The 18837-nt window shown below is 45.2% G+C and carries 17 protein-coding genes, 2 rRNA genes and 1 riboswitch (1 of these 20 running past the window's edge); of the genes, 18 read left to right on the plus strand and 1 reads right to left on the minus strand.

Translation table 11 applies throughout. The annotated features are described in order from the left end of the window. The 4 genes from LG330_RS05910 to LG330_RS05925 all read left to right on the plus strand — a co-directional run. Positions 1 to 1418: ribosomal RNA gene (locus LG330_RS05910) — 23S ribosomal RNA — on the plus strand (it extends 1509 nt beyond the left edge of the window). A 186-nt stretch (positions 1419 to 1604) separates the two neighbouring features. Continuing rightward, positions 1605 to 1720 (plus strand): 5S ribosomal RNA (gene rrf / locus LG330_RS05915). 343 nt (positions 1721 to 2063) lie between these two features. Then, positions 2064 to 2723 carry a type 1 glutamine amidotransferase domain-containing protein gene (locus LG330_RS05920; protein WP_404408210.1) on the plus strand — a complete coding sequence of 220 codons (660 nt, stop codon included), beginning with the start codon at positions 2064 to 2066 and terminating at the stop codon, positions 2721 to 2723. A 116-nt stretch (positions 2724 to 2839) separates the two neighbouring features. Continuing rightward, a complete protein-coding gene (locus LG330_RS05925) occupies positions 2840 to 3130 on the plus strand; it encodes a hypothetical protein (protein WP_404408212.1) in 291 nt (96 codons plus the stop codon). 43 nt (positions 3131 to 3173) lie between these two features. Here the strand turns inward: LG330_RS05925 and LG330_RS05930 are convergent, their stop codons facing one another. Then, entirely contained in the window at positions 3174 to 4118 is a 945-nt protein-coding gene (locus LG330_RS05930; protein ID WP_404408214.1) for a Gfo/Idh/MocA family protein, read from the minus strand. 159 nt (positions 4119 to 4277) lie between these two features. Here LG330_RS05930 and LG330_RS05935 point away from each other — a divergent pair, with 159 nt between their 5' ends. The 14 genes from LG330_RS05935 to purD all read left to right on the plus strand — a co-directional run bounded on the left by LG330_RS05935 (position 4278) and on the right by purD (position 18795). Then, positions 4278 to 4847 (plus strand): DUF2179 domain-containing protein, encoded by a 570-nt coding sequence (locus LG330_RS05935; RefSeq protein ID WP_404408215.1) that lies wholly within the window; start codon positions 4278 to 4280, stop codon positions 4845 to 4847. Next, positions 4828 to 5022 carry an NETI motif-containing protein gene (locus LG330_RS05940; protein ID WP_322422470.1) on the plus strand — a complete coding sequence of 65 codons (195 nt, stop codon included), beginning with the start codon at positions 4828 to 4830 and terminating at the stop codon, positions 5020 to 5022. The genes LG330_RS05935 and LG330_RS05940 overlap by 20 nt, the downstream gene beginning before the upstream one ends. Positions 5023 to 5092: 70 nt before the next feature. Then, a riboswitch (purine riboswitch) is annotated at positions 5093 to 5193 on the plus strand. A gap of 289 nt (positions 5194 to 5482) precedes the next feature. After that, positions 5483 to 5971, plus strand: a complete 489-nt coding sequence (purE, locus tag LG330_RS05945; protein WP_404408217.1) for a 5-(carboxyamino)imidazole ribonucleotide mutase — start codon at positions 5483 to 5485, stop codon at positions 5969 to 5971. Further along, positions 5968 to 7116, plus strand: coding sequence for a 5-(carboxyamino)imidazole ribonucleotide synthase (gene purK / locus LG330_RS05950; protein ID WP_404408219.1), 1149 nt, complete (start codon positions 5968 to 5970; stop codon positions 7114 to 7116). Before purE ends, purK begins: the two co-directional genes overlap by 4 nt. Then, entirely contained in the window at positions 7113 to 8408 is a 1296-nt protein-coding gene (purB, locus tag LG330_RS05955) for an adenylosuccinate lyase (RefSeq protein WP_404408220.1), read from the plus strand. The genes purK and purB overlap by 4 nt, the downstream gene beginning before the upstream one ends. A 187-nt stretch (positions 8409 to 8595) precedes the next feature. Next, positions 8596 to 9312, plus strand: a complete 717-nt coding sequence (gene purC / locus LG330_RS05960; protein WP_404408222.1) for a phosphoribosylaminoimidazolesuccinocarboxamide synthase — start codon at positions 8596 to 8598, stop codon at positions 9310 to 9312. Continuing rightward, the gene (purS, locus tag LG330_RS05965) at positions 9309 to 9563 is read left to right on the plus strand and encodes a phosphoribosylformylglycinamidine synthase subunit PurS (protein WP_204730446.1); all 255 of its coding nucleotides are present in this window, start codon (positions 9309 to 9311) and stop codon (positions 9561 to 9563) included. Before purC ends, purS begins: the two co-directional genes overlap by 4 nt. Continuing rightward, positions 9560 to 10243, plus strand: coding sequence for a phosphoribosylformylglycinamidine synthase subunit PurQ (gene purQ, locus LG330_RS05970; RefSeq protein ID WP_404408224.1), 684 nt, complete (start codon positions 9560 to 9562; stop codon positions 10241 to 10243). Before purS ends, purQ begins: the two co-directional genes overlap by 4 nt. After that, positions 10227 to 12440 carry a phosphoribosylformylglycinamidine synthase subunit PurL gene (gene purL, locus LG330_RS05975; protein WP_404408226.1) on the plus strand — a complete coding sequence of 738 codons (2214 nt, stop codon included), beginning with the start codon at positions 10227 to 10229 and terminating at the stop codon, positions 12438 to 12440. Before purQ ends, purL begins: the two co-directional genes overlap by 17 nt. Beyond that, complete coding sequence (gene purF / locus LG330_RS05980; RefSeq protein WP_404408227.1) at positions 12425 to 13846, plus strand: amidophosphoribosyltransferase; 1422 nt, start codon at positions 12425 to 12427, stop codon at positions 13844 to 13846. Before purL ends, purF begins: the two co-directional genes overlap by 16 nt. Positions 13847 to 14089: 243 nt before the next feature. Beyond that, positions 14090 to 15124, plus strand: a complete 1035-nt coding sequence (gene purM / locus LG330_RS05985; protein WP_404408228.1) for a phosphoribosylformylglycinamidine cyclo-ligase — start codon at positions 14090 to 14092, stop codon at positions 15122 to 15124. Beyond that, on the plus strand, positions 15117 to 15707 hold the full coding sequence (purN, locus tag LG330_RS05990; RefSeq protein WP_404408230.1) for a phosphoribosylglycinamide formyltransferase: 591 nt from the start codon (positions 15117 to 15119) through the stop codon (positions 15705 to 15707). Before purM ends, purN begins: the two co-directional genes overlap by 8 nt. Continuing rightward, positions 15704 to 17236, plus strand: a complete 1533-nt coding sequence (purH, locus tag LG330_RS05995) for a bifunctional phosphoribosylaminoimidazolecarboxamide formyltransferase/IMP cyclohydrolase (protein ID WP_404408232.1) — start codon at positions 15704 to 15706, stop codon at positions 17234 to 17236. Before purN ends, purH begins: the two co-directional genes overlap by 4 nt. A gap of 302 nt (positions 17237 to 17538) precedes the next feature. Continuing rightward, positions 17539 to 18795 (plus strand): phosphoribosylamine--glycine ligase, encoded by a 1257-nt coding sequence (gene purD, locus LG330_RS06000; protein ID WP_404408234.1) that lies wholly within the window; start codon positions 17539 to 17541, stop codon positions 18793 to 18795. The last annotated feature ends 42 nt before the right edge of the window (positions 18796 to 18837 follow it).

An 18837-nucleotide genomic window follows, 5' to 3' on the forward strand; every position in this document is an offset into this window, starting at 1 on the left:
CGTGTTTAAGCAGTTAGGCAGGAAATGAGGCAAATCCCGTTTCCGCGTAAGCTGAGCTGTGATGACGAGGGAAATTAGTACCGAAGTCTTTGATTCCACACTGCCAAGAAAAGCCTCTAGCGAGATGCAAGGTGCCCGTACCGCAAACCGACACAGGTAGGCGAGGAGAGAATCCTAAGGTGAGCGAGTGAACTCTCGTTAAGGAACTCGGCAAAATGACCCCGTAACTTCGGGAGAAGGGGTGCTCTATTAGGGTGCAAGCCCGAGAGAGCCGCAGTGAATAGGCCCAGGCGACTGTTTAGCAAAAACACAGGTCTCTGCGAAACCGTAAGGTGAAGTATAGGGGCTGACACCTGCCCGGTGCTGGAAGGTTAAGAGGAGTGCTTAGCGCAAGCGAAGGTGCGAATTGAAGCCCCAGTAAACGGCGGCCGTAACTATAACGGTCCTAAGGTAGCGAAATTCCTTGTCGGGTAAGTTCCGACCCGCACGAAAGGTGCAACGATCTGGGCACTGTCTCAACGAGAGACTCGGTGAAATTATAGTACCTGTGAAGATGCAGGTTACCCGCGACAGGACGGAAAGACCCCGTGGAGCTTTACTGCAGCCTGATATTGAATTTTGGCACAGCTTGTACAGGATAGGTAGGAGCCTTGGAAACCGGAGCGCCAGCTTCGGTGGAGGCATTGGTGGGATACTACCCCCGCTGTGTTGAACTTCTAACCCGCACCCGTAATCCGGGTGGGAGACAGTGTCAGGCAGGCAGTTTGACTGGGGCGGTCGCCTCCTAAAGAGTAACGGAGGCGCCCAAAGGTTCCCTCAGAATGGTTGGAAATCATTCGAAGAGTGTAAAGGCATAAGGGAGCTTGACTGCGAGACCTACAAGTCGAGCAGGGTCGAAAGACGGGCTTAGTGATCCGGTGGTTCCGCATGGAAGGGCCATCGCTCAACGGATAAAAGCTACCCCGGGGATAACAGGCTTATCTCCCCCAAGAGTCCACATCGACGGGGAGGTTTGGCACCTCGATGTCGGCTCATCGCATCCTGGGGCTGTAGTCGGTCCCAAGGGTTGGGCTGTTCGCCCATTAAAGCGGTACGCGAGCTGGGTTCAGAACGTCGTGAGACAGTTCGGTCCCTATCCGTCGTGGGCGCAGGAAATTTGAGAGGAGCTGTCCTTAGTACGAGAGGACCGGGATGGACGCACCGCTGGTGTACCAGTTGTCATGCCAATGGCATCGCTGGGTAGCTATGTGCGGACGGGATAAGTGCTGAAAGCATCTAAGCATGAAGCCCCCCTCAAGATGAGATTTCCCACACGCAAGTGGTAAGATCCCTGAAAGATGATCAGGTAGATAGGTTCGAGGTGGAAGCATGGTGACATGTGCAGCTGACGAATACTAATCGATCGAGGACTTAACCAATATAAGAAAGTGGAAGCGACTGGTCAGCTTTGAGAGCTGGTGGAAGCCTGAATGGATGAGACGTCAGTCTCAAACAGGCAGGGTGAAGCAGCCGAAAAGCTAGGAGCTGAAACTGGACTAGGTTGATTCTCGGGAATCCCTTACTTTGATGAACGTATCCAGTTTTGAAGGCGCGAGCCTTTATAGTCTAGTGATGACAGCGAAGAGGTCACACCCGTTCCCATGCCGAACACGGAAGTTAAGCTCTTCAGCGCCGATGGTAGTTGGGGGTTTCCCCCTGTGAGAGTAGGACGTCGCTAGGCAAACTGAGTCTTCCCCTGAGTGGGAAGGCTTTTTTGTGTTTAAGAGGATAGAATCCTAACGGAATGAAGGGCTAAGTTGCTGGTTTCTCAGGCGCATTCAGAATGAAAAGAATCGACCGTTAATGGTGTAGTTTTCAGAAAAGAAAATTTAACCACCAATAAAAGCAGTGTTACTTGCTTTAGTTCCCGATGCGCATCCAATCATACAAAGTAAAATTACACGTATATGGTAACCCTAGATGATATTTAAATTGAGCTAAACTCGTTTAATGACCTGGTGAACGGGTATTTTAATATAGTGTAAGAAGATAACATCCATTACTAAAAAGGTGGTATGTATACGATGAGTAAAAGTGTATTAATGGTATTAACGAATACGAGTGAAATTGATAAGGATCATCCGACGGGACTATGGTTGTCTGAATTCGCTGAGCCTTATGTGGAATTTAAAAATAACGGCTATGAGGTTACAGTGGTGAGTCCTAAAGGGGGAGGGATCCCCATTGACCCAAACAGCTTAGATGATAGTGAAAATCCTTCAGAGTGGAAGGAAGCAGAGGCAGAGCTTCAGAACACTGAGAAGTTATCGAGCGTTGTATTTGAGAATTTTGATGGAGTCTTCCTTCCAGGTGGACATGGTACGATGTTTGACCTGCCAAATGAGCCGCAGCTTCAGGATGCGCTGGCACATTTCGCTGAAAATAACAAAGCGATCGGTGCAGTATGCCACGGGCCTGCAGGATTTGTAGATGTACAGCTGTCAGATGGCACGTATTTGGTAAAGGATAAGAAGATGACTGGTTTTACAGATGAAGAAGAAAAAGAGACGGGTCTTGACTCATTGATGCCGTTCCTGCTTCAGTCTAAGCTTGAAGAACAGGGTGCACATTTTGTTGCACAGGGCAACTGGGCTGAACATGTACTGACTGATGGAAAGTTTGTTACAGGACAAAATCCACAGTCCAGTCAAAAGGCTGCAGAAGCATTTGTGAAAGTAATTTAATTGATATCAAAAGGGCAGATCCTAGCGGGTTTGCCCTTTTTTTATATCAACTTTGAGAAAATGTGATTGAAACCATTTTACTGGAAGGTCGTATACATAGATAAGGAGGGGTTAAAATGTTTATCATTATATCAATCCTGATCATTAGTACTGTGCTTTTCCTCTTATTTAACTGGCTGATGGGTTATAAGAAGGGAAACATTATCATTGATTTTGATAAACGTTATTTCGATTTCAATGAATACACTGAAGCGATTAAAAAGAAACTTGAGGACGACGGAAGAGAAGTTAATTATAAAGGAAACGGAAAGTTTCAGGTCGACGGAAGGGATTATTTGTTTATCGAGAGGAATGTAAGTATGGGTGGCGTGCCGGTGCAGAGGATAATTTTGAAGCTTGATGAATGATATAAGGCAGTAAAAAAGGAGCCTCACTGAGACTCCTTTTTTATTATAGCAATTGTTCAAATACCTTTTGTACTGCTGTACCTTCTTCAAATGACACGAGATCAGCAGGCTGACCTGTTGTAATTGCGTGATGAAATGCAGTTAAAAGTGAGCTGGAAGCTGAAACTGAGCGTTCCTGAATCAGTGCAAGTTGTTGCCCGGGGGTACCATATTTAAGTTCAGCCCATTGATCAAGGGATATTATGCCTTTTGTGCCATAGATTCTGTAAGTCAGGTCATCTTTCATACCAATTCCGCTATGTCCATTAAGTAATAGTGGGATATGACCGGCGGTTCCAAGTGCAATCACACTTGTTTCACTCTCTTCTTCATTTTCTGGGTAGAGTGTTTCATTTGCTGAAATGATGATTTTGCCAAATAATTTGTTCGTTAATTGAATAAAATGTGGTGTGATCTCTCTAATGAATCCACCTTGCTCACGCTTTGCGATCCATTCATTTTGCTGCCAATAACGCGGCCATGTCTCAAAACGCATTGTCAGTTCGATTCGCTGGATGTCGCCAATCTTTGAAAGCTTTTCTTTTAATCGTGCGACTTCATTACTGTAGTGGAGTGGAAAGTGTATTGCATTGACTACATTTGCTGCTTTGACAGCCTCAGTCATTTCTTCTGCTTCTTTTATTGAATTGGCAAGCGGTTTTTCGCAAAGTATGGCGATACCGCGTTTTGCGGCTAGAAGTGCATAATGATGATGAAATTTAGGTGGAACAGCTATGTATAAGGCATCGAGCGCACCGTATTCAATCATTTCTTCAGCATCTGTATAGTGAATCGCTTTAAGTTGATGCTGTTGTGTAGTTTCTTTCATTAAATTTTTATTGACGTCACTGATTGCTGCAACGGTAAAGCCCTCATGTTGTTCAAATGACGGGATCAGCCGCTGTCCTATAGCACCAAGGCCAATAATTCCAATAGATAACTCTTTCATGATCTTCACTCCTGTACGTATGATAAGACAATTATATCACTTAGACATACGAAGTAATGAAAAGTTCATGATTTGAGGCGAATTGTCCTTTACATTTTCAGTTAAGGCTAGTAGGATTGCTTTTAGGATTTGAAAATATCGGAAAAGAGGAGAATAAAGTTGCTTGAAAACAGCTTAGTAATGGTAGCGATTATTTTTTCAATCAATATTTTCTATGTATCGTTTTTTACCATTCGTATGATTTTAACGTTAAAAGGATACCGCTATTATGCTGCAGGCGTCAGCATGGTAGAGGTCGTTATATATGTTGTAGGTCTTGGACTTGTCCTGGATAATTTAAATGAGATTCAAAACCTGATTGCATATGCAGTAGGTTATGGCCTCGGGGTAATAATTGGAATGAAGATTGAGGAAAAACTAGCGCTTGGTTACATTACAGTGAACGTGATTACAACTGACAACGGTCTTGAGCTGCCAAGAAAGCTGAGAGAACTCGGCTATGGGGTGACAGACTGGGAAGCAAATGGTCTCGAAGGAGATCGTTTTGCAATGCAGATCTTAACACCAAGAAAATATGAATTAAAGCTTTATGACAGAATTAAAGAGATCGATCCAAAGGCATTTATGATATCATATGAACCAAAAGCGATTCACGGCGGCTTCTGGGTGAAGAGTGTGAGAAGAAGAATGTCTCAGGAGGAAAAGAAAAATGAGCAAAAAGTGGTTTGATGTTGAGGAGCACGAGTCAATTGGAGACTGTCTCGACAGAATGGCGAAAGAAGGATATATGCCGGTTAGAAGAATGGAAGAACCGGTATTTAAAGAAGTAAAAGATGGATCTTCTGTAAAACAGGAGCCAATCAGACAGAAAATCAGGTTTCAAGGTCAAAAAAGCGAACAATGAAATGTTCAGAAAATATAATGTTCGCTTCTGGTGTTGACGTTCTGGTGTCAGCTTGTTATGATGATTACGAAATCAATTGAATGAACGGCCTCATATAAAATCGGGAATATGGCCCGAAAGTTTCTACCCTGCACCGTAAATGACAGGACTATGAGGGAAAGAGTCAGGCTACCCGTATATTCTGCAGGTCCCCCTGACATAAGTCAGCAGCTTTCCTTCATCTTTACTAATGAAGAAAAGCTGCTGATTTTTTATTTACTTACTAAATTTACCTTTCTTTAATTTATGAGATTCAGCTGTTGATTGGAGTGGAGGACGGAGACTCCCGCCCCAGGAAGGGACAGGTGAGACCCCGGAATGCGAAGCATGAGGAGGCTCACCGCCCGGGGGCAGGAAAGCGAAGTCCTCCACGGAAATCCACAGCGGTTGTAAAAGAAATAAACCCGGATGGAGTGAGAGGATGTCAGCACTGGTTAGCGTCATTATGGGAAGTACGTCAGACTGGCCATCAATGAAAAAAGCATGCGAAAAACTGGACGAGCTGAAAGTACCTTATGAAAAGCTGGTAGTCAGCGCACATCGTACACCAGACCTCATGTTTTCATTTGCAGAACAGGCAAGATCACGCGGAATCAAAGTAATCATTGCAGGTGCAGGCGGTGCAGCCCATCTGCCTGGTATGGTAGCAGCGAAAACCACCCTGCCAGTAATCGGCGTACCCATTCAGTCAAAAGCGCTGAACGGACTGGACTCACTGTTATCAATCGCGCAAATGCCAGCTGGTGTTCCTGTTGCGACAGTTGCAATAGGGGATGCCGGTGCAGCAAATGCAGGTATCCTGGCAGCGCAAATGCTTTCATCATTTGATGAAGAATTGGCTGATAGAATTGCTGAGATGAGAAAGAAGAGTGAAGAAAAAGTACTTGAAAGCAGTGGTGATCTCGTATGACTAAAATGATTCTCCCGCCAGCAGTCATCGGCATTATCGGCGGCGGTCAGCTTGGCAGAATGATGGCACTTGCTGCAAAGGAAGCAGGCTTCAGAGTCGCAGTGCTTGATCCTGCTGAAAACGGGCCATGTGCGCAGGTTGCTGATTACACGATCCAGACCGCTTATAATGATGAAAAAGGCCTAGCAGAACTCGCTGAATTAAGTGACGTCATAACATACGAATTTGAAAACATAGACTATGAATCTTTAAAACATTTAGCAGTACAAGCACATGTACCTCAGGGTGCTGAACTCATCAGAATCACACAAAACCGTCAGTTTGAAAAGGATACACTTACAAAAGCAGATGTACCTACTGCTTCTTATAAAATCGTAGAAAACGAACAACAATTATATGATATGATAGGAACGTTCGTTTTTCCGATGTTATTGAAGACAATTACCGGTGGATATGATGGTAAGGGTCAGGTAAAGATTGAGAGTGAAGATGATCTTGCAGAAGCAGCACAGCTGATTCAAAACAATGGTACATGTATATTAGAAGCTTTTGTTGATTTTGACTGTGAGATCTCAGTGATCATTCACCGCAACGAAGCAGGTGAAACCGTGACACAACCAATTGCTGAAAATATTCATGAGCATCAGATTCTGCATACCTCCATTGTGCCTGCTAGAGTAAGTGAAAAGGTAAAGGCAGATGCGATCAGGCTGGCTGAACAGGTTGCTGATCAACTTCAGCTTGTTGGAACGCTCGCAGTTGAGATGTTTGTCGGGAAAAATGGAGAGCTTTATGTAAATGAACTTGCACCAAGACCGCATAATTCAAGTCACTATTCAATAGAAGCAAGCTCTTCATCACAATTTCATCAGCATATCAGATCAATTGCAAACTGGCCGCTTGCACCATCAGACCTTTTAAAACCGGCTGTGATGGTCAATTTACTTGGTCAGCATGTTGAACCGGCTTTAAAAGCCATTTCAGAATATCCGCATTGGTCACTTCATTTATATGGGAAAGACGAAGCGAAAACTAACAGGAAAATGGGGCATATCACAATACTGACAGATGATATTGAAAAGACGCTGACAGAAATTGAAGCATCAGACGTCTGGACCCCTGCAGTCAAGGAGGCACAACGATGATTGAACGTTATACGCGACCTGAGATGGGTGCGATTTGGACTGAACAGAACCGCTTTGAAGCATGGCTTGAAGTTGAAATTCTGGCATGTGAAGCATGGTCAGAGCTTGGTGATATTCCGAAAGAAGATGTAAAGAAAATCCGTGAGAACGCATCATTTGATGTTGACCGCATTAAAGCAATTGAAGAAGAAACGCGTCACGACGTGGTGGCATTTACAAGAGCGGTTTCTGAGACGCTTGGTGATGAAAAGAAATGGGTACATTATGGACTGACGTCAACAGACGTTGTTGATACGGCACTTTCTTATCTATTAAGACAGGCTAATGAAATCCTGCTTGCAGACCTTGAACGTTTTGTTGATATTTTAGCGGAAAAAGCAAAAGAACATAAAGATACAGTAATGATGGGCCGTACACACGGTGTCCACGCTGAACCGACGACGTTCGGACTGAAGCTTGCACTCTGGTATGAAGAAATGAAACGTAACCTTGATCGCTTCAAGCGTGCAGCAGATGGCGTTGAATTCGGAAAAATGTCAGGTGCTGTTGGTACTTATGCAAATATCGATCCATTCGTTGAATCATATGTATGTGAAAAGCTAGGCTTAACACCTGCACCGGTTTCAACTCAGACACTACAGCGCGACCGCCACGCAGATTACATGGCAACACTCGCACTGATCGCAACTTCAATTGAAAAGTTCGCTGTTGAAGTCCGAAGCCTGCAAAAGAGTGAAACGCGTGAAGTGGAAGAGTTCTTTGCAAAAGGGCAGAAAGGTTCTTCTGCAATGCCGCATAAACGAAATCCGATCGGCTCTGAAAACATGACAGGCCTTGCACGTCTGATCAGAGGATATATGCAGACCGCATATGAAAATGTTCCATTATGGCATGAGCGCGATATCTCACACTCATCTGCAGAACGCGTGATTTTGCCGGATGCAACAATTGCACTGAATTACATGCTGAACCGTTTTGGTAACATCGTTAAAAACCTGACAGTATTCCCTGAAAACATGAAGCGCAACATGGACCGTACACTTGGTCTGATCTACTCACAGCGCGTATTACTCGCACTGATCGACAAAGGTCTGTCACGTGAAGAAGCATATGACACAGTTCAGCCAAAAGCAATGGAAGCATGGGAAAAGCAAGTCCATTTCCGCGAACTCGTTGAATCAGAAGAAAAAATCACTTCAAAACTGTCACCGGCAGAAATCGAAGACTGCTTTGATTATACGTACCACCTGCAGCACGTAGATACGGTGTTTAAGCGTATCGGCCTGATTTAAGTAAAGCGGCGCGGCGGGGACGGAGTTAACTGTTCCACTTTTAGAATCATTCTAAAAATGAATCACTAAACTCCGTCCCCAATGTGTCACCTAAATAAAGTAAAAACCCAAACCGCTGCATCGCAACATCAGCGGTTTACACATTAAATAATCCCAATATTCCGACATTCGAAAGGATGAAATCCAATTGAAAAAAGAACAGCTTCTCTACGAAGGTAAGGCAAAGCGACTGTATCAGACAGATGAAAAAGACGTTCTATGGATTGAATATAAAGACTCAGCGACTGCATTTAATGGTGAGAAGAAAGAAACAATCGCCGGTAAAGGCGTACTGAATAACCTGATCACCAGTCTTCTTTTTGAAAAATTGAAAGCTGAAGGCATTGAGTCCCACTTTATCAAAAAGATTTCTGATCATGAGCAGCTTGTGAAGGCAGTTGAGATCATTCCAATTGAAGTGGTTGTCAGAAATACAGTAGCAGGAACGCTTGCGAAGCGGATTGGTCTGGATGAGGGAACAAAGCTTCCGAAAACAATCGTGGAGTGGTATTACAAGGACGATGATCTCGGTGATCCGCTCATTAATGAAGATCACATTGAAGTACTCGGACTTGCTTCAGCAGAAGAGCTGACACTTTTAAAAGAAAAAGGACTTCAGGTAAATGAAGTCATGACTGCATTTTTCAAAGAAATCGGTCTTGATTTAATAGATTTCAAGCTTGAATTCGGCCGTGATGAAAATGGACAGGTGCTGCTTGCTGATGAGATTTCACCTGATACGTGCAGGCTTTGGGATATTAAAACGGGTGAGAAGATGGATAAAGATGTGTTCAGACGGAACCTTGGAAGTCTGACAGAAGCTTATGAAAAGGTATTAAACCGACTGGGAGGCGTCAAATCATGATAAAAGTTAAAGTTCATGTAACGTTAAGAGAGAGTGTACTTGATCCGCAGGGAACAGCAGTAAAGAATTCACTTCATGCAATGGATTATCACGAAGTGCAGGATGTACGAATCGGAAAATACCTTGAGCTGTTAATCGAACCGTCTGATCGTCCGATTGAAGAAACAGTGAAAGAAATGTGCGAGAAGCTGCTCGCAAATACAGTTATTGAGAACTATGAGTTTGAAGTGGAGGAGGCAGTTACACAATGAAGTTTGCGGTCATTGTATTTCCGGGATCAAACTGTGACATTGACATGTACCATGCAGTAAAAGATGAGCTTGGTGAGGAAGTTGAATACGTCTGGCACGATGAAGCTGACTTGAGTCAGTTTGACGGCGTATTACTGCCCGGCGGATTCTCTTATGGAGATTATCTTCGTTCAGGGTCAATTGCGCGCTTTTCAAATGTGATGAGTGAGGTCGTGAAAGCGGCTGAAGCAGGTAAGCCTGTCCTTGGCGTATGTAACGGATTTCAGATTCTGCTTGAAGCAGGACTGCTGCCGGGTGCCATGCTTCGTAATCAGGGGCTGAAGTTTATCTGCCGTCCTGTCGAACTTGAAGTTGTCAATAACAAAACCATATTTACACAAGCCTATCAGGAAAATGAGCGGATCACAGTGCCAGTCGCACATGGCGAAGGGAATTATTTCTGTGACAAGGAAACATTGAAGCAGCTTGAAGCAAACGGTCAGATCGCTTTCCGTTATGCAGATAACCCAAATGGCAGCCTGCTTTCAATTGCAGGGATCACGAATGAAAAAGGAAATGTGCTTGGGATGATGCCTCACCCTGAACGCGCAGTGGACGAGCTGTTAGGAAGTGCAGATGGACTTAAATTGTTTCAATCAATCGTAAAACACTGGAGGGACTCTCATGTCGTTAATGCTTGAACCGGCACAGCAGCAAATTAAGGATGAGAAAATCTATCTCGAAATGGGTCTGACTGATGAGGAATTCAACCTTGTAGAGGGTATCCTTGGCAGATTGCCTAACTATACAGAGCTTGGATTATTTTCAGTGATGTGGTCAGAGCACTGCAGCTATAAAAATTCAAAGCCTCTTTTAAAGAAATTCCCTGTAACAGGTGAACAGGTACTTCAGGGACCGGGAGAAGGAGCTGGCATTGTTGATATTGGAGACGGCCAGGCAGTGGCATTCAAAATCGAGAGTCATAATCACCCATCTGCCATCGAACCTTACCAGGGGGCGGCAACAGGCGTTGGCGGCATTATACGTGACGTATTTTCAATGGGAGCTAGACCCATTGCGATACTCAATTCCTTACGCTTTGGAGAACTGGATTCTCCTCGTGTTCGGTACTTATTTGAGCAGGTAGTGGCAGGAATCGCAGGTTATGGAAACTGTATCGGGATTCCGACAGTCGGCGGCGAAGTACAATTTGACAAATCTTACGATGGCAACCCGCTTGTCAATGCAATGTGCGTAGGACTGATCAATCATGATGAGATCCAGAAAGGTCAGGCAAAAGGTGTCGGCAATACTGTGATGTATGTTGGCGCTAAAACGGGCCGCGACGGGATTCACGGAGCAACGTTTGCATCTGAAGAATTGACAGAGGATTCAGATGAAAAGCGTCCTGCAGTACAGGTAGGGGATCCATTTATGGAAAAGCTGCTGCTTGAAGCCTGCCTTGAACTGATCAAAAATGATGCGCTGATCGGCATTCAGGATATGGGTGCTGCAGGTCTGACAAGTTCATCAGCTGAAATGGCAAGTAAAGCAGGTTCAGGTATCGAGATGAATCTTGACCTTGTTCCTCAGCGTGAAACAGGTATGTCAGCTTATGAAATGATGCTCTCAGAATCACAGGAGCGTATGCTGATCGTCATTGAAAAGGGACGTGAAGCGGAAATTCAGGAGCTGTTCCATAAGTACGATCTTGATGCAGTAGCGGTCGGGACGGTAACAGACGATAAGCGCCTTCGCCTTGTTCATGAAGGAAATGTCGTAGCAGATGTGCCGGTTGATGCGCTTGCTGAAGATGCACCTGTGTACCATAAGCCTTCTAAAGAGCCTGCTTACTACCGAGAATTCCAGGCGATTGAAAATGCAGAGCCTGAAGTTGAAAATGTTGAAGAAACGCTGCATGCACTTTTGAAGCAGCCAACGATTGCAAGTAAAGAATGGGTGTATGATCAGTATGACTATCAGGTACGCACAAACACAGTTGTAACGCCTGGATCGGATGCAGCAGTCCTTCGTATCCGCGGCACTGAAAAGGCGCTTGCGATGACAACAGACTGCAATTCACGCTACCTGTATCTTGACCCTGAAACAGGCGGGAAAATTGCAGTGGCAGAAGCTGCACGTAATATTGTCTGCTCTGGCGGACGACCGCTTGCGATTACAGATTGCCTGAACTTCGGAAGCCCTGACAAGCCGGAGATCTTCTGGCAGATGGAAAAATCCGTGGATGGTATGAGTGAAGCGTGCCGGGTGCTGAATGCACCTGTCATTGGCGGAAATGTATCACTATATAACGAAACGAACGGAACAGCAGTCTACCCGACGCCGGTAGTCGGCATGGTCGGACTGATTGAAAACCTTGAACATATTACAACGCAAAGCTTTAAACAGGCTGGAGATGCTGTGTATCTGATTGGGGATACAAAAACTGAATTTGGCGGCAGTGAGCTGCAAAAGTTGACTGCAGGAGAGATTTCAGGTAAAGCACCTGAGCTTGATCTTACAACAGAGCTTGATCGTCAGGAAAAGGTACTGGCAGCAATTAAAGAGGGGCTTGTACAATCGGCTCATGACCTTGCTGAAGGCGGGCTGGCAGTAGCACTTGCTGAATCAGCATTCGGCTCAGGCCTTGGTGTAACAGCTGAAACAGAAGGATCTGCAGTAACTGAACTTTTCAGCGAAACGCAGTCAAGATTTTTAATCAGTGTGAAGCCTGAAAATCAGCAGGCTTTTGAAGCACTGACAGGCGCAAAGAAAATTGGAGAAGTGACAGCACAGCCAGTATTAAAAGTTGTGCATAACGGAGCAGCTCTTATTGACCAGCCGGTTGAAAAATTTGAAGAGAGCTGGAGAGGAGCAATCCCATGCTTGCTGAATTAAAAGGATTAAATGAAGAATGTGGCGTCTTCGGCGTCTGGGGCCATGAACAGGCTGCACAGATGACGTATTACGCACTTCAGAGCTTACAGCACCGTGGTCAGGAGGGAGCGGGTATCGCTGCGACTGACGGGGAGAATTTAACTTTTTCCAAAGGTGAGGGGCTTGTGACTGAAGTATTTACCCAGGAAATGCTTTCTGAACTGAAAGGACACGGCGCAATTGGTCACGTCCGTTATGCAACAGCAGGCGGCGGTGGTTATGAAAATGTTCAGCCACTCGTCTTCCGCTCACAAAGCGGCACACTGACACTTGCCCATAACGGGAATCTGGTGAATGCAAACCAGTTGAAGCATCAGCTGGAGCGCCAGGGAAGCATTCTTCAGACAACTTCTGATACAGAAGTGCTTGCCCATCTGATTAAAAGAAGCGGGTATGCATCACTTGAAGAGCGTGTGAAAAACGCACTGACAATGTTAAAAGGTGCTTATGCATTTGTTATTATGACTGAAACAGAATTAATGGTTGCCCTTGATCCGCACGGTTTAAGACCCCTGACACTTGCTAAAGTCGGAGACGGCTATGCAGTGGCATCTGAAACATGTGCATTTGATATTATCGGAGCAGAAGTCATCCGTTCAGTAGAACCTGGAGAGCTTTTAATTATTAATGATGAAGGTATTCGATCAGAGCGTTTTTCATATGCGACAAACCGTGCAATCTGCTCGATGGAATACATTTATTTCTCACGTCCGGACAGTGACATTGACGGAATTAATATTCACTCAGCAAGAAAGCGACTAGGCAAACAGCTTGCAAATGAGTTTCCGATTGAAGCTGACGTAGTAACAGGCGTTCCGGATTCAAGTATATCAGCAGCAATCGGCTATGCTGAGGAAGCGTCTATCCCTTATGAAATGGGACTGATTAAGAACCGATATATTGGGCGGACATTTATCCAGCCGTCACAGGAGCTTCGTGAGCAGGGCGTTAAGATGAAGCTGTCACCGGTAAGAGGTGTAGTAGAAGGCAAGCGTGTTGTCATGGTTGATGATTCAATCGTCCGCGGGACAACAAGCCGCCGGATCGTAAAAATGTTAAAAGAAGCAGGAGCTACAGAAGTACATGTCGTGATCAGCTCACCGCCGATTAAGAATCCGTGTTTTTATGGCATTGATACAAGCAGTCATGAGGAACTGATTGCATCTAAGCATTCAGTTGAAGAGATCCGCCAGCAGATTGGTGCTGATACACTATCATTCCTGAGTGTAGAAGGCCTAGTGAAAGCCGTTGGTCGTGAAGATGAAGGTGAGAATCGTGGACACTGCCTGGCCTGCTTTACAGGAAAGTACCCAACCGAGATCTACCCGGATACACTTCATCCTTATGAAAAAGAACTAGCGCATTAATACAAATGAAATTTATATGATAAACGATAGAATGCAATGAGTTTATGGAGAAGTTTTCTTAAGATCCACAGCGTAGATCGTAGTGGAAGGCGGCGACTCCAGCGCGAGAAGCCGGACAGGTGAGACCCCGCAGGCGCGCAGCGACGAGGAGGCTCACCGCCGGCCGCGCGGAAAGCGTCCGCCTGGAACGAAGATCGTACGCCAAGTTATTAAGTCCAACAGCGTATTCAAGGAGGAACATTCATGTCTGATGCCTACAAACAGGCCGGAGTTAACATCGAAGCAGGATACGAAGCAGTAGAACGGATGAAAAAACACGTTAAGCGCACAGAACGCGCAGGCATCATGGGCGCATTCGGCGGATTTGGCGGCATGTTCGATCTGTCGGCACTGAACTACAAAGAACCAGTACTGATCTCAGGAACAGACGGCGTCGGTACAAAGCTGAAGCTTGCATTTGCCATGGACAAGCACGACACAATCGGCATCGACTGTGTGGCAATGTGCGTAAATGATATTGCCGCACAAGGTGCAGAGCCGTTGTATTTCCTTGATTACCTTGCAGTCGGTAAAGCTGAGCCTGAAAAGATTGAGCAGCTGGTAAAAGGAATCGCGGATGCATGTGTGGATTCAGGCTGCGCTTTAATTGGCGGTGAAACTGCTGAAATGCCGGGAATGTATGAAGAGGATGAATACGATATGGCTGGATTTGCAGTAGGTGCAGCTGAAAAGAGCAAGCTCATTACAGGTGAAGCAATCAAGCCTGGAGATGTATTAATTGGACTGCCATCCAGTGGAATTCACAGTAATGGCTTTTCATTGGTCCGCAAAGTCCTTCTTGAACAGCAGCAAATGCAGCTGACTGATCGTCCGGATGGCTTTGAACACACACTTGGTGAAGTGCTTCTGACACCGACCCGTCTGTACCCAAAAGCAGTAAAAACAGCGCTCGCAGCTGGTGAGGTCACAGGTATGGCGCATATCACCGGTGGCGGATTCTATGAAAACCTCCCGCGTATGCTGCCAGAAGGTACATCGATTGAAGTGATGAATAACAGCTGGCCGGTGCTTCCGGTGTTCGATCTCATACAAAAAGCAGGAGAGTTTTCAGATCAGGAAATGTTCAGCGTGTTTAATATGGGAATCGGTTTTGTATTTGCAGTCCGACCTGATTATGCAGCAGCGGTTCAGAGAAAACTTGCTGATGAAGGTGAAGAAAGCTTTGAGATCGGCCGTGTGACAGCTGAAAGCGGAAAGAAGGTAACAATCTATGAGTGAGATCAAATTTGCTGTATTTGCATCAGGAAATGGAAGTAACTTTGAAGCAATCGCACAGGCAGTCCGTGACGGCAGATTAAAGGCTTCACTCGTTTTACTTGTAACAGACAAGCCTGGCGCGTTTGCAGTCAATCGTGCAGAAGCGTTAGGCATTGACGTCTGTGCACTGAACCCGAAAGACTTTTCGTCAAAAGCTGAATATGAGACAGCAATCCTTGAAATGCTTCATGAAAAAGAAGTAGAATGGCTGGTATTAGCAGGGTACATGAGACTCATCGGTTCAGTCCTTCTTCAGGCCTATCCAAAACGTATTGTCAATATTCATCCATCATTGCTTCCTGCTTTCCCGGGGAAGGATGCACTCGGACAGGCAATCGACAGCGGTATGAAAGTAACCGGTGTGACAATTCATTATGTGGATGAAGGAATGGACACCGGTCCTGTGATCGTACAGGAACCATTTAAAATTCCTGACGGATGGGAAAGAGAAGAGGTTGAAAAGGTGATTCACGGCATTGAACACCGCCTTTACCCTGAAACACTTAACCAGCTATTTGCTGAAGCATTGGAGGAAACAAAATGACTAAACGTGCATTAATCAGTGTATCTGAAAAAGCAGGCATCGTAGAATTTGCGGAACAGCTGCAAACACTCGGCTATGAGATCCTGTCAACAGGCGGAACAAAAACACTGCTTGCTGATAATGGAGTTAAAGTAAAAGGTGTCGATGAAGTAACGGGTTTTCCTGAAATTTTAGAGGGACGTGTGAAAACTCTTCATCCATCTATTCACGGCGGACTGCTTGCCAAGCAGGATCAACCTGATCACCAGCGTCAGCTTCAGGAGCAGGGAATTGAAGCGATTGATCTCGTCTGTGTGAATCTGTATCCATTCCAGCAGACAATTGCAAAGCCGAATGTTTCATTTGAAGATGCTGTTGAAAACATTGATATCGGCGGGCCGACCATGCTGCGTGCAGCTGCTAAAAACCACGCATACTTAACGGTTGTTGTTGATTCAGAGGATTATGAAATGGTCATTGAGGAATTAAAAGCAGGTGGTGTTTCACCTGAGCTTAAAAAGCGTCTCGCTGCAAAAGTGTTCAGACACACAGCAGCTTATGATGCGTATATCGCACAATATTTAACGCAGGAATCAGGGGAGGAAAACCCTGAGAGAATTACGGTTACTTATGAGCGTAAGCAGGATCTTCGCTACGGTGAAAACCCGCACCAGAAAGCAGCATTCTACCGCAACCCGCTCGGTTCTGAGTTCTCAATTGCTCATGCGCGTCAGCACCACGGGAAAGAGCTTTCCTATAACAATATTAAAGATGCAGATGCAGCACTTCAGATCGTGAAGGACTTTGATCAGGCAGCAGCTGTTGCAGTGAAGCATATGAATCCATGCGGTGTCGGAACCGGTGACAGCCCTCAGGAAGCTTTTCAGAGAGCATTTGAGGCAGACTCAACGTCAATTTTTGGCGGGATTGTCGCATTTAACCGAGGTGTAAATAAGGAAACGGCTGAAAAGCTCGCTGATATTTTTCTTGAGATCATCATTGCACCTGCATTTTCAAAGGATGCACTTGAGATTCTCACGAAAAAGAAAAACATCCGCTTGCTGACTGTTCCGTTTGACCGTCACTTAAAGCATGAATATATCTATACGTCAGTGGAAGGCGGTCTGCTTGTTCAGGATCAGGACCGTTACACGCTTGAGGATGCAGATCTGAAAGTCGTTACAAAGCGTGAACCAACTGAAGAGGAATGGACAGCAATGAAAACTGCCTGGAAGGTGGTGAAGCACGTTAAGTCGAATGCGATTGTTGTTGCTGAACAGCACATGACGCTTGGAATTGGCGCAGGTCAGATGAACCGTGTCGGCGCAGCTAAAATTGCGCTTGAACAGGCAGGTGACCGCGCACAGGGAGCTGCACTTGCTTCTGATGCCTTCTTCCCGATGAATGATACGGTTGAAGCGGCTGCTAAAGCCGGTATCACTGCGATTATTCAAACGGGTGGATCGATTAAGGATGAGGATTCCATTAAGAAAGCTGATGAGTATGGCATCGCCATGGTCATGACGGGTGTACGCCATTTTAAGCATTGATTAGCATGAGTGAAACTTTTCTATTTGTGTAAGAGGTCCATGTCAAAGCCGCTTACAAAAAATTTTTAGCCGGCTTCTTTTTGAGGCCGGCTCTTTTTGAAACTTTTGTATAAAAAACAATTATTGATATTGCACAGCTGTGATTGGAGCGTAAGGGGGCGACTCCTGTGGCAGGAAGGGACGTGTGAGACCGAGCATGGCGAAGCCTGCGGGCTCACCGCCCGGCCACGGAAAGCGTCCCCCTGAAGCGGAAATCACAGCCGACATTAACAGAGCTAAATATAATTTCAGGAGGAATACAAATGAATGTACTTGTAGTTGGACGCGGAGGACGCGAGCATGCGCTTTGCTATAAATTTTATCAGGATGCTTCAGTCAGTAGAGTGTTCTGTGCACCTGGAAATGCCGGGATCGCAGCACATGCTGAATGTCTGGATATAGAAGAAACAGATCAGCATGCATTGGTATCTTTTGCAAAGGAAAATGACATCGCACTCACTGTAATCGGTCCGGAGCAGCCGCTTGCTGAAGGTCTGACGGATCTGTTTTTAGCAGAGGGGCTGAAAGTGTTTGGTCCGACTCAAGAAGCCTCTGCAATTGAAGGCAGTAAAGCATTCGCAAAAGAGCTGATGAAAAAGTACAGTATTCCTACAGCAGGTTATGAAACGTTCACAAGCTTTCAGGAAGCATCTGATTACATAAAGAAAAAGGGAGCTCCAATTGTCATTAAAGCTGATGGTCTTGCAGCTGGTAAAGGGGTTGTTGTAGCAATGACAGAAGCCGAAGCGCTCGAAGCCGCTGAAGGTATGCTTGAACACAATCGCTTCGGTGCATCATCTGCAAAAATTGTTGTAGAGGATTTTCTGGATGGTGAAGAATTTTCATTTATGTGTCTTGTGAATGAAGAAACGATTATTCCACTTGCACTTGCGCAGGATCATAAACGGGCCTATGACAATGATAAAGGACCGAACACAGGTGGAATGGGTGCTTATTCCCCAGTTGCCCATCTGCCATCAGCAACTGAAGACAAAGCGATGAATGAAATTATCAAGCCGGTTGTACAGGCAATGATAAAAGAAGGGACTCCTTTTACAGGTGTATTATATGCTGGATTGATTCTGACTGAGGACGGTCCTAAAGTGATTGAATTCAATGCGCGTTTTGGAGACCCGGAAACACAGGTGGTTCTGCACAGAATGAAATCTGACCTTGCACAGCTGTTACTGAATCTTTTAGAGGATAAAACTGAAGAAGTAAAATGGAGCGATCATACAGTTGTTGGTGTAGTGCTCGCATCAGAAGGCTACCCGGGATCCTATGAAAAGGGACATTCTGTTGAATCTATTTTGAATGCAGAGACATTTTTCTACCATGCAGGCACAAAAAAAGTAGATTCACAAATTGTGGCTGATGGAGGAAGAGTGCTTCTTGCAGCGGGTTCTGGAAAAAATGTTGAAGCAGCGCGGGATCAGGTATATGATGCGCTTAACCATGTTGATGCAAGTCACTTTTTCTATAGAAAAGATATTGGCAATAAAGCATTAAATAGAAGTTAGAATTTTCCGTAAATATATTCAATTTGGAGTAAGTGAGAGTAT

This window comes from Jeotgalibacillus malaysiensis (genome assembly GCF_044789845.1).
In the GTDB taxonomy this organism is placed as follows: domain Bacteria; phylum Bacillota; class Bacilli; order Bacillales; family Jeotgalibacillaceae; genus Jeotgalibacillus; species Jeotgalibacillus malaysiensis_A.